The 12,339-nt window shown below is 35.0% G+C and carries 10 protein-coding genes and 1 pseudogene; 3 read left to right on the top strand and 8 right to left on the bottom strand.

Annotated features, from left to right (window positions below; all coding sequences use genetic code 11):
- Positions 1-29: 29 nt before the first annotated feature.
- From M014_RS27775 to fabI, 3 genes are all read right to left on the bottom strand, one after another.
- Entirely contained in the window at positions 30-1,766 is a 1,737-nt protein-coding gene (locus M014_RS27775; protein WP_081810953.1) for a glycosyltransferase, read from the bottom strand.
- A 67-nt stretch (positions 1,767-1,833) separates the two neighbouring features.
- Complete coding sequence (locus tag M014_RS0103240; protein ID WP_026590427.1) at positions 1,834-2,445, bottom strand: class I SAM-dependent methyltransferase; 612 nt, start codon at positions 2,443-2,445, stop codon at positions 1,834-1,836.
- 304 nt (positions 2,446-2,749) lie between these two features.
- Entirely contained in the window at positions 2,750-3,526 is a 777-nt protein-coding gene (gene fabI, locus M014_RS0103245; RefSeq protein WP_026590428.1) for an enoyl-ACP reductase FabI, read from the bottom strand.
- Positions 3,527-3,998: 472 nt separating this feature from the next.
- On the opposite strand from fabI, the gene M014_RS0103250 reads away from it, so the two are divergent.
- Together M014_RS0103250 and prpE are read left to right on the top strand one after the other, a co-directional pair.
- Entirely contained in the window at positions 3,999-5,159 is a 1,161-nt protein-coding gene (locus tag M014_RS0103250; RefSeq protein WP_026590429.1) for an FtsW/RodA/SpoVE family cell cycle protein, read from the top strand.
- A gap of 76 nt (positions 5,160-5,235) precedes the next feature.
- Positions 5,236-5,976 carry a bis(5'-nucleosyl)-tetraphosphatase PrpE gene (prpE, locus tag M014_RS0103255; RefSeq protein ID WP_026590430.1) on the top strand — a complete coding sequence of 247 codons (741 nt, stop codon included), beginning with the start codon at positions 5,236-5,238 and terminating at the stop codon, positions 5,974-5,976.
- Positions 5,977-6,095: 119 nt separating this feature from the next.
- Here prpE and M014_RS0103260 read toward each other — a convergent pair whose 3' ends face one another.
- Positions 6,096-8,879: a dynamin family protein gene (locus M014_RS0103260; protein WP_026590431.1), complete on the bottom strand. Its 2,784-nt coding sequence runs from the start codon at positions 8,877-8,879 to the stop codon at positions 6,096-6,098.
- Between the two features lie 270 nt (positions 8,880-9,149).
- Between M014_RS0103260 and M014_RS0103265 the strand changes: the two are divergent.
- Positions 9,150-9,340, top strand: a pseudogene (locus tag M014_RS0103265) (IS3 family transposase); the annotation flags it as partial.
- 104 nt (positions 9,341-9,444) lie between these two features.
- On the opposite strand, the gene M014_RS0103270 reads toward M014_RS0103265, so the two are convergent.
- Genes M014_RS0103270 through M014_RS0103285 form a run of 4 tightly spaced genes read right to left on the bottom strand, consistent with a single transcriptional unit; the run spans position 9,445 to position 12,204 of the window.
- The gene (locus tag M014_RS0103270) at positions 9,445-10,332 is read right to left on the bottom strand and encodes an RluA family pseudouridine synthase (RefSeq protein WP_026590433.1); all 888 of its coding nucleotides are present in this window, start codon (positions 10,330-10,332) and stop codon (positions 9,445-9,447) included.
- A 15-nt stretch (positions 10,333-10,347) separates the two neighbouring features.
- Positions 10,348-11,145 carry an NAD kinase gene (locus M014_RS0103275; RefSeq protein ID WP_026590434.1) on the bottom strand — a complete coding sequence of 266 codons (798 nt, stop codon included), beginning with the start codon at positions 11,143-11,145 and terminating at the stop codon, positions 10,348-10,350.
- An 18-nt stretch (positions 11,146-11,163) separates the two neighbouring features.
- Positions 11,164-11,802 (bottom strand): GTP pyrophosphokinase, encoded by a 639-nt coding sequence (locus tag M014_RS0103280; RefSeq protein ID WP_026590435.1) that lies wholly within the window; start codon positions 11,800-11,802, stop codon positions 11,164-11,166.
- A 30-nt stretch (positions 11,803-11,832) separates the two neighbouring features.
- Entirely contained in the window at positions 11,833-12,204 is a 372-nt protein-coding gene (locus tag M014_RS0103285; RefSeq protein WP_026590436.1) for a hypothetical protein, read from the bottom strand.
- Between the last annotated feature and the right edge of the window lie 135 nt (positions 12,205-12,339).

Raw genomic sequence — 12,339 nt, forward strand, 5'->3', positions numbered from 1 at the left:
TATACACACCCTTATTAAAGATTTATTAATTAGAGTTTATTCTGAGAAATATTTAATAGATTATTTGCCTTTTCCAAGATTTCATTCCGGTTATTCAACAGTTGTTTTAAAAGTTGCAAAATACTAGTACTATTTACAGATTCTAAAATCCAGCCTCCATTATACCTTCTAACTCGTTCAGCTGGTGCCCCCATATCAAAAGTTATAACAGGATAACCAGAGAACATAGCTTCAGTTGTTGTATAAGAAAAAGTTTCAGGACAGATAGAAGACATTATGGTAAGAGATACCTTATGACTTGCAAGAAGATCCGAGATTTGAGTATTATCGTAGGGTCCTGTTACAATAAATTTCCCATCTGTACTTCTAAAACTCTGATGTCTATCTGTTGAACCAATGACTTTTATATAGATAGGCAGTTTTTCTCTTTCTATAGCATCTTTCAACTCATACAAAATATGGGATCCTTTAATATAATAATTATATCCCACAAACGCTATATTAAGTTTTTCTTCATTTGCAAATTGAGGATTGAAGGTATAACGAACAGTACTAGATAGAGAATGCTCCTTAACATCTATATGAACAAGCGGAAAATGTTTCTGTATCATTTCTTTTGTACTATTACTTGGAGCAATTACCTTTTTGGCCCCTTGTAAAAAAGATAAAAAATTCTCTCTCCAATTCTTAATGTTTATAGCTTTACTTTTATTCAAACAATTTTGACATATAAATTCATCCGTTTCATTATTACAGTATATTCCATCACTATTTATTAGATTCACTAGAGGACATACACAATAAAAATCATGTATAAAATAAATATAGTCTACGCCAGAATCCTGAATAAGATTCATTAATAATGGTATAGGAAAAAGAATCAAGTGATTAATATAGATTAACTCAATATCCAATATACTCAATATATTTCGAAATTTTTCAATCGTAAAATTATAAGATTTAAAATTGTACGATTGATTAAATTCATTATTTATATTTTTGATATGAAAAGTATTATAATTTAACCATAATTTATAAATTTCATACTTATGTTTATTTTTCTCTATATATAAGTTTTGATAGTGTTCAGTTCCCCCACCTATAGGATTCATAACAAATAAAATCCCTCTTCTCGGTATATCGTTCAATTTATGATTACTAAATACTAAACCCTCAGAAGAGTCACGCTGAAATTCCCAATAACCAACTAAACCCTTCTCTTTATTCTTTAGCTTTTGAGTCAAAATTTCCTTAATTTGTTTTGCTGATTTTGGATAATCCCATATTCTAATATATTTTAGCTGCCCAATAAAAAAACCATAGGGATCAAGTCCACCAAAAACTCCCGATGCTAGGACATTAGCTTTTGTACTAGGTAATCCTCTTTTTATTAATTCTCCATTTATATAGAGAGTAGGGGTCCGATCTTCATATACTACTGTTACATGCGTCCAATCAGAGATGAAACCTTGGAAAACTAGAGTTGCAGGTAGATAATTGACCGAATGCTCATAAACAGATATTCCATTTGTCCCTACAGATACTCCTACCCCTGCTGTTTCTTCATCCCCACCATATTCTGCACTAATTAAATATCTTTGTCCAAAGGTGCCAGAGCAACCTTTTTGAGACTCTCTATCTATTTTATGAACGGCTCGGGGCTTTACCAAAAACTCATACGTAAAGGAATTTTTAACAGAGTGAAATAGATTCTGTGCGTAGAATTTCTCATTTCCGGTAAAAATAAAGAACTGAGAATCATCCATTTTGATAGTCCCCTTTCTTAATGTAAAGTTCCATCTTTCTCTATTTTAAGATTAAGGTATTCTACACTTAGCAGGGAGGTATACTCTCCGTTTCCCACAGCGCTAAGGACTTATCTGAATATCGCAGATTATTCTCAGTACAATTTTCATTAATAATGAACAAAGGTTTTGTAAAGTTAAAAGGTGGTCTTTCAAAGTTTAAAGGACGCCAATCTCCTGTAACTATATCTATATTACTTTCTATTCGAGTAAATGTTGTAGTAAGAAGATATTTTGAACCGCTTCTTCTAAAATTATGCAGTGCTAGTTGAATATCCTGAAACGAGAAATGTACAAGACAATCTCGACAAAGAATTAGATCTACCTTAGCAAGAGGGTCCCGAGTAATATCCGAATAGAGGAATTTTCTTTTTGGGTTAGCATACATTTTATTGTTTTTTTCGATTAACTCCGGAACAATATCAACCCCTGTATAGTCTACATTTAAATTAATATGTGTCATCCAGTTAAAATCCCCACAAGGCGCATCTAACATAGTTTTAATTTTAAAATTATGAATTAAATTAGGAATTTGCGTTACAATGGTTTCAGTCTGTTCAACATCTGATCCAGGTCCAGATACAGATTGTTTTCCTCCCCATAAATTATTTTGATAAATACGCTTGAAAATTTCTTTCATAACCGAACCTCCTTCTTGTAAAAAGAAACTTTAATTTATAGTAGATAATTCCCTATGAATAGCAGTATACACATACCTCTTTATCCATTTTACTTTTTAAGTATGATATATATACCGCCTATAGTGATACTGTACTTGCTGAATCCTGTACAAATTATATATTTATAAAGTAGACAACTGATTCTATTTGTTGTCCTCCATGCAACATAAATTGTTCCTCGTTAAGCTTCAACTTAGCATGCCACGCACAAAAAAACAGCCAGCTGTTTCCAGTCGGCTGCTTCCTCTTTAATTTAAAAATGTATTACCCTAAAATATGATACCCAGAATCCACATGAATGTTCTCACCAGTAACTCCAGTTGCTAGATCACTGAATAAGAATAACGCTGTGTTTCCAACTTCTTCTTGTGTTACGTTACGACGAAGTGGTGCACGTTCTTCGATTTGTTTTAAGATGCTGTTAAAGTCGCCAACACCTTTTGCTGATAGCGTACGGATTGGACCTGCTGATACAGAGTTTACGCGAATGTTGTGTTGTCCTAGGTCGTTTGCTAAGTATCTTACACTTGCGTCAAGTGATGCTTTTGCAACGCCCATTACGTTGTAGTTTGATACAACGCGCTCTCCGCCAAGGTATGTTAATGTTACGATGCTGCCGCCTTCTGTCATTAATGGCTTCGCAGCTCTTGCTACAGCTGTTAATGAGAATGAGCTAATGTTTTGTGCAAGTAAGAATCCATCGCGAGATGTATCAACGAATTCACCTTTTAAGTCATCACGATTTGCGAATGCGATGCAGTGTGCTAATCCGTGAACAACTCCAACTTCTTCTTTAATCGATTGGAAGCAACGTGCAATATCTTCATCGTTTGTTACATCACATGGTAAAACAAGTGATTGTTGTCCTTCTAATGATTCTGCTAGGTCACGTACGTTCTTTTCTAGACGCTCACCTGCATATGTAAAAATTAAATTTGCTCCTGCCTCATGTAGTGAACGAGCAATTCCCCAAGCGATGCTTCGTTGGTTCGCAACTCCCATTACGATAATGTTTTTTCCTTTTAAGTTGAGAAGATTCATTTATTTATCCCCCTAAATTTATTAAATAACCATCAGTTATTAGTACCTGGTAATATATTTATATCATATCACAAATTCAAAATAAGGCAAAACAAAATTATTAGTATGACTGGTTCTTTACTTCTCTTTTGCTCTTTCACTTTCCTGCAATGATATAATTTCAATCTTTCTTATGTTACATGTACTTGCTATATAGATTGCGAATATGAAAGATAAAAGGGGAACCGCACTCATTTTCTTCCTTTATTTTAAACATGGCATGGGGCTAAAATAGGCACTGACCGCTTCTATCCACGGGCGGATCCTCTCTCCCATCTAAAAAAGAAAGGTTTTATCTCTATTTATATTTATATAATCTAACATCTCACAATCAAAATCAAAACAACATATTTGCAAACCACTCAAAATCCGCTAATATGGTAATAGCGTCTTTTTTTCATTTCACAAAGAGTAATAGAAAGGACTACGTACGGTGAAAGACAAGAATTCCCAATATCGAATAGATTACATATTGATCCTGATTGTACTCGCAATTGCAATTGTTAGTTGTTTTGCCATTGCAAGTGCTCAACCATCTTTACCACCAGCCTTACAAAAAGTAGACTTTGTAGCAAAACAAATTCAATGGTATGTCATTGGATCCATCGCAGTTGTTGCAATTATGGTTATTGATTTTGACCGATATAAGCAAATTGCTTGGTATTTGTATGGATTTGCGATGATTTTACTTATTGGGCTTGAATTAAAAATCCCTGGAGCTGTAACAATTAAAGGTGCTACTGCTTGGTACAGTGTGCCAGGTCTTGGTAACTTCCAGCCTTCCGAGATTATGAAATTATTTTTAATCATTGTTATTGGCCGCATTATCGTCAATCATAATGAAAAATATCCGTTTCGCTCTCCACGCGAGGATTTAATTTTACTTGGGAAAATATTCGGCGCAAGTTTACCGCCGCTACTTTTAATTGCGAAAGAACCTGATTTAGGAAATACAATGGTTATTTCAGCGATGATTGCAGCAATGATTTTAGTTTCAGGTGTACGCTGGCGCTTTATTTTCGGCTTAGCTGGAATCGTAGTAGCAGCTGCTTCTACGCTAACGTATATTTATTTTGAACATACAGCATTCTTTAAAGAACATATTTTAAAAGAATATCAATTAGATCGTTTTTACGGCTGGCTAGCACCATATGAATACGAAACGCAAGGATATCAGTTGAGGCAATCTGTTTTAGCAACTGGATCAGGTGAATTGCATGGTAAGGGTTGGGAAAATGGTCAAGTATATTTCCCGGAACCGCATACCGATTTTATTTTTACAAACATTGCCGAGCAATTCGGATTTTTAGGGGCAAGTGTTGTTATTTCACTTTTCTTCCTTCTTATTTATCGAATGATTCATATTGCTTTAGAAAGTAATGATCCATTCGGTAGCTATTTATGTGCAGGAACGATTGGGATGTTTACATTCCAAGTATTCCAAAATATCGGGATGACGATTGGATTACTTCCAATTACAGGGATTACGCTTCCTCTTATGAGTTATGGAGGTAGTTCCTTACTAACATATATGATTGCGATTGGCTTCATACTGAACGTACGATCGCGAACGAAAACATTTATGTTTGACTAACCATATCCACTTGGATATGGTTTTTTCTATATCCACTTTAGGTATACTAAGAAAAACTTGAAATGGGGGTTACAATATGAAGTACGACATTATCGGAGATATCCACGGCTGTTTAGAAGAGTTTCAATCATTAACAAAGCAGCTCGGTTATAACTGGGATAGCGGTCTTCCTGTCCATCCAGAGAAGAGACAGCTTGCTTTTGTCGGAGATATTACTGACCGTGGCCCGGCATCCCTTCGCATGATTGAAATTGTGTGGGAGCTTGTTATGAATAAAAAAGAAGCCTATTATGCTCCTGGGAATCATTGCAACAAACTGTATCGTTATTTTATTGGACGTAAAGTACAAGTATCACATGGTTTAGAAACAACTGTCGCTGAATATGAAGCATTACCTACTCGTGAGCAAAAAATAGTGCAGAAAAAGTTTATTGATTTATATGAACAATCTCCTCTCTACCATGTATTAGATAACGGTAAACTCATTGTCTGTCACGCTGGTATTCGCCAAGATTATATTGGAAGGACTGATAAGAAAGTCCAAACTTTCGTATTATACGGTGACATTACAGGAGAAAAACATCCCGATGGTTCACCTGTCCGCCGTGATTGGGCGAAGCATTATGAAGGGGAAGCGTGGATTGTATATGGACATACACCTGTCGCAGAACCCCGTTTTGTAAATCATACGGTAAATATTGATACAGGTGCTGTATTTGGCGGGAAATTAACAGGACTGCGTTATCCAGAGATGGAAACTGTTTCAGTTCCTTCTTCGATGCCCTTTGTACCAGAAAAATTCCGTGCAATTACATAATAAAGTCTTGCCGCGTTTAAAGGATTTACCGTCTAAATGCAGAGTGCCAAAAAAAGAAAAGGAAATAAAAAACAACTCCAAAATCAACTTTTATTGTAGATTTTGGAGTTACTTTACGTTTATTCTATGCTTGTTTCTAAAGTTAAATCTGTATAGGAATTATCCTCACCTATATTTAAGATCACTTCACATTGACGTAATCTCAATTCAAAGAGCGTTATAGAATCATGATAAACTTCAGGATTTGATTTCATTTTATGCAGTGTATCTTGTTTTTCTTGTATTTCTAAATGAGTGTTTTCTACAGCTTGTTTCAATGAGCCAAATGGATTTCTAAAGAATATATTAATATCTCGCTCTAGTGCGTTTTCAAACAGCTCAAATTGCAAGAAAAATTTGTTCATAATAGAAGCCGTTACATCTGTATAATCTTCATTTTCTAAATACTGTTTGTATTTGTTATATAGCATAGCTTTATTTTTAGGAAGAACTCCAAATAATTTACCGGCACTTTTCAGTAAAAATTGTGCTGGTGTAAATCGGCGTAAGATATTTACTTCTTCCATTTGTATTCTAGTTGTCATTCTATCAGTATCTCTGCGCCAGTCATCAAGCACTTTAAAGTCACATTCTAATTGTATTCGATTTTCTCCACATAAAGAATTAAGTCCTTCACTGATTTCTTCTAAGTACGATTGACTTTGAAGGAACTCGTTATTAGAAGTTGCAATCCAATTTTGCATAGAGCGAGCAAGATTAGGTAACACAGTTTGTTCTAGATATTTTTGAACTCTTTCGTTCATCGCTGTATTTAGTTCAATATCAATGTGCCCAAAATCGCTTTCTTCACTAATTAAATCAGAACAACTCTGTAATAGTTTCGGAATATGTTCTGTAAGATCATTCGTAATTTCGTTTTTCATTGTACGATATGATTCTGTAATTAAATGAATTTTTTCCTTCTCAAAAGCAGTAAGGTTATTAATACAACCATTTAGTTTAACTAACATATCTTCATTCCAATTAATAGAATCCACTAGATCATTTTCCATCTCGACGCGTTTATCCAAAAGATATGTAATTGTTTTTCGAATGAAAAACAATAGCTTTTCAGTACGTTCTGCATCGATGTTTTTATGGTTAAAGTTAAAATGGATAAACTCAGTTAAATCATTTAGTTGTTGACTGTTTGTATATAACGAAGAGTAAGGGAAAACTCTCGCATACGGAAAATATGCGTTTATTCTCGCTTGCGTATCATGTATAACTCTATTCACTTCTACTTCACTATAAATGTTATCGATTTTATTTAATAAGAAATGAATTTGTAGATTTGGTATATGTTCTTGGATACTTAATAGAATGTCACGTTCTTTATCAGTAAAAGGTGAATCCGCATTCAATACGAATAATAATTCGTCTACAGAATTCAAATATTCGAATATCTCATCTCTAGTGTCGTTGTTCCTATTAAAGCTAGGTGCAACAACGAATGTAAGTTTATTTTTACCTAAAAATCTACATGGTAATTTAAATTCAACACATGCTCTATCTCTATATGTTTGGCGATGCATGGACATCATGTTATAGAAATCCGAGAAATTCTCAGTTGTTGTAATTGCTGCATCTGTTATCGCGTTAATTTCTGTATGAGCGTCATTTTTAAAGACAACTACATTTGAGATTGAGTTTTCTAATATATTTTCTCCTAGTATAGAGTTAATAAATGAAGCTTTTCCATTTCCTGAAGTTCCAGTTACTAAAAGGCGATTTGTTCTTAAATCTGCAAGCTCACCAACTAACCATCTAAATCGATGACCCATTTCTAAATCATGTTTTTGTGCCCACTGTGTAATAGATTCAAAAAGATGTAAACTATGCTCTAAGCCATTCACATGATTAATAGAATATGACAGTAGGCTTGCCGCATGTTTTATATTTTCTGAATCTATTTTGGAAGGGAAACTCTCATTCCATGCCAATACTGCTGCAGATGGAAATACAGAATGAGACGGATTGGCTATCTTTAACCAATTTGTTAAGAAGTTAGGAATGATATCCTGTAATTGTCTTAGCATATATTGACCTTGAATTAATTCAAAGTACGTTTCTTCGTAAAGAGCAGAAATTTCGTCCCATCTATCGGACGAATGTATTTCAATATGTAATAAAAATTCATTTATTGTTTTAAGCCATAATAAGTAATTTTGTTCATTTTTATAGCTGTGCCAAAGCGATGAAACAATTTGCGTAAATTGTACTTGATCTACATTATTTAATGTAGCTAATACTTGATAAAAATAGTCTGGTGAAAGATTTTTAGTAAATCCTTTATCGATATATTCTTTTAGAACCTCAAACCATGGAAAAGATTCTGTTCGAATTAACTCATTCACAGCAAGCTCTACTGCACTGTCAAAATCCTGCTGTTCTTCATAAAAGGAACGTGCAATTGTTGTGACGTTTGGATAATCGGGATTTAAAGAAACCGCTTCTTTAATAACACCGAAAGCTGAATCAAGATTATTTTGCTCGATGTAAAGAGACAGTAATTGCAGTACAATTTCAGTCATAAGTATTTTGTTATCAGTAGTAATCGAGGTATAAACATTTTCAGCAACTGATAATTGGTCAAGTTCGAAATAAGCATCCGCAATATTTTTTTGTGCCCATGGCGCTAATTCATTACTGACTTTCTCCCATTTAAAAATAGCTGTTTCAAAATCTTGATGGTGATAATAAAATTCACCCTGTGCAAAACGAATATAAGATCCATCGGAAATCTCATTTTTTTGTTCGTTTAAATATGCTTCCCCAAGTACTTGAAGAGGTGGATTTGTTTCATTCTCCATTAGGAATGTTTCATAATATGTCTTTTTTATTAATTGTTTTTCTAATCTCATTTTTTCCCCCACTACATCTTGAAAAAGTACATTCTTCTCCATATGTCAACACTTTTTTTATTTATGCTTTTTATTTTAACAAAGAATTTCTTTTGGAAAATTTCACTTTTCTTTCATTTTTTAAGTAAGATTGAATTTTAATGAGAAAAGTTTCAGTTTTTTTTCAAATTCCTTTCAGTTGTGAAACAACATTGGGTGTTCCTAATAACTTAATATGAATATAATATTCCATGTAGAGTTCGTTATAAAAACAATATATAGTGAATATGTATTCCACGAAGCACGTATTATTATTGGATAAAAAATTCGATCGTCCTGATCCAGATGGAGAACTAAAAGGGGTAATTCAAGCCATTTATAACGAACTTGAAGGGCTTTATGTTTATCGTCATATTCGTGATGAACTTACGAATCGCGGACACAAAGTAAATCATACATACCATAAAAGAATTAAGACAGAACGAAAGGGCATGAGCCCGGTACAATACCCAGGCCCATGCCCCAAAAGCTACCTAATGAAATAACCTGTCTAACTTTTTTCGGTCACTTCAATACTCAAGGCAGCTTATTTCAATAATTCTTTCATATCTTCCGGCACATCCGCATGAAATGTCATCTGTTTTTCTAAAATAGGATGATAGAACGTTAAACTCGTACTATGGAGCGCTTGTCGCCCTATCTGCGACTTACTCCCTCCATACAAGCCATCTCCTAATAGCGAATGGCCTAAATATGCCATATGTACACGAATTTGATGCGTTCTTCCTGTTTCTAACTGCAATGAAACTCGCGTCTTATCAGAAAATCTCTCTAGCACTTGAAAATGCGTAACTGCCCTTTGGCCGTCTTCACATACAATTCGTTCAATAATACTATCATCTTTTCTTCCAATTGGCGCATCAATCGTTCCTGATGCTTCTATCAATTCTCCATGAACGATTGCTTCGTAAGTTCGTTTTACTTGCTTTTGCTGATGCTGTTTTGATAAAAGGTGGTGAATGAAACGATTTTTTGCAATCAGCATAAGTCCTGACGTATCACGGTCGAGTCGCGTTACGATATGCACTGTACTTGCGAGATTCTGCTTATTATAATGATAAAGTAGCGCATTGGCGACACTTCCTGCTGGGTGTTCCCTAGACGGAATCGTAGACATGTATGGCTCTTTATTCATCACCAGTACAGATTCATCCTCATATAGGACGTGTAAAGGAATATTTTCAGCAAGCATTCCTTCGCTTCTCTCCTCAACTGGAAAGAACACTTGTAATTCTTCCCCAGTCTGTAATACGTGCCGCACTGTCGCATGCTTACCGTCAACTTCAATTGCCCCGCCTTGGAACTTTATATCTGTCAAAGCAGCTTTAGAGATCCCTTTCACTTTTAGAAACTCCCGGATGAGCATTCCCTTCTCTGCTTCTGTCATACACCATTTTAATGTAAATCTTCTCAAATGCATAAATCCTCTCTACTCACCCGCAACAAACGAATCGCGGACACGTTTCCAAAATGGGAACGGACGAAAACGAACAAATCTTACCTTCTCGTTTGCAACGCGGTATTGAATTGACTTTACATCTTGATGCACCATCGTTAAATGATCCACTGTAATTTGTAAATTCATTCCTGCAGTTGGTTTTAGAACACATGTATGATGCTTCGGTAAAACGAGCGGTGAACCAACTGTACGGAACACACGATTATTAATCGAAGCCATTTCTGCAATTTGAATCGCTTCAATAGAAGGATGAATAATCGCTCCGCCTAGCGCTTTATTGTACGCTGTACTTCCCGAAGGAGTAGAGATACAAAGACCATCCCCGCGGAATGTTTCAAAATATTCCCCGCGAATTTCTACCTCTGTTACTAATGTACCTTCTGCGCTTTTCACTGTCGCTTCATTCATTGCTAAATATTGCGATTCTTTACCGCCATTCACATAGCGAATAATGACTTCTAAAAGCGGGTATTCCACTACTTGAAACGGCGTTTTAGCAATCGCGATAACAAGTTTTTCTACCTCTGTAGGCAACCAATCGGCATAAAATCCTAAATGCCCTGTATGTACACCGACAAATGCAGTCTCATCTAATCGGTTATAATAGCGATGAAACGCATGTAAGAGCGTGCCATCTCCCCCAACAGAAATGACAATATCCGGCTTTGCTTCATCCATTGTAAATCCAAAATCCTGCAAGTAATTGGTCATTGTACTTGCAAGTGCGTTTGATGATTGATCTCCCTTTGACATAATTGCAAATTTCATCGCCCAACACCCTTTAGTTTATGATTCGGACTCTTTCGCTTCTTGTTTGCGCGAAAAAATCTTTTGTGCTTCTTGAATTTCAAGACGAATCGAAGACATTTCTTCATCTAATAAAAATGCAGCTTCTGCCGCACGCTGAAGACGTACTTTAATATCTTCTGGAAAACGCCCACTATATTTGTAATTTAAAGAATGCTCAATTGTTGCCCAAAAATTCATTGCTAGCGTGCGAATTTGAATTTCAACTAATACTTTTTTCTCTCCGCAAATCGTTTGAACGGGATAACTAATTACAACATGATACGAACGATAGCCACTTTCTTTCTTTTGCGTTACATAATCTCGTTCTTCCACAATTTCAAAGTCATTCCGTTTTCGAAGATATTCAACAACAGGCTTAATCTCATCAACAAATTGACACATCATCCGAAGACCAGCAATGTCCTGCATTTCTTCTCCGAGCCGGTCAAGCGGTACATTTCGCTTTTCCGCCTTATCAATAATGCTTGCAACCGACTTCACTCGACCTGTTACGAATTCAATCGGAGAGTGTTCTGTTAACATTGTAAACTGAGAACGCATTCCTTTTAATTTCACTTTTAGCTCTGCCACCGCCTGGTGATATGGCGCTAAAAATTCTTCCCAATTACGATTCATTTCAACCACCACCAAAGTCAATCCATTTGCTTATAAAAATACTTTTTCTACAGCCGTTACAAGCTCTTCCCCATAATTTGCATTACCTTCAATATTTTCAATTAAATATTCTACTTCTTCCTTCAATTGCTCTAACTCAATTTCAGTATTATTTACGCGAACAAACATCGTTTTATCATTCTTCATTGCATCTTGCATTGCTTCCCAGCATGTATGCGGAATACTTACATAAATGAAAGATGATTCGTTTTCTAAAATATATAAAAATGATAAATGATCTGAGTCTACAAGTACGTGATTACGTGCTGTTAACTCCTCCACTTGTATTTCAGTATTTTCCGCACAAAAAATAAGAGCATTTTCTCTTTCTTCTACGCTCTTAACTTGAATTTTATTCTGCATGCTCTAACTCCTCCATATCAACTTCCTGTCTTACTTCACACTATTATTGTATCATAACATAGACGCAAACAAATAAAACATTGAACCAAATTTGTGAAAAAGCGATAATGTCTAAAGAATTATTTTTAAGAAGGA

The sequence above is a fragment of the Bacillus sp. UNC437CL72CviS29 genome, from assembly GCF_000482345.1.
Lineage (GTDB): Bacteria > Bacillota > Bacilli > Bacillales > Bacillaceae_G > Bacillus_A > Bacillus_A arachidis.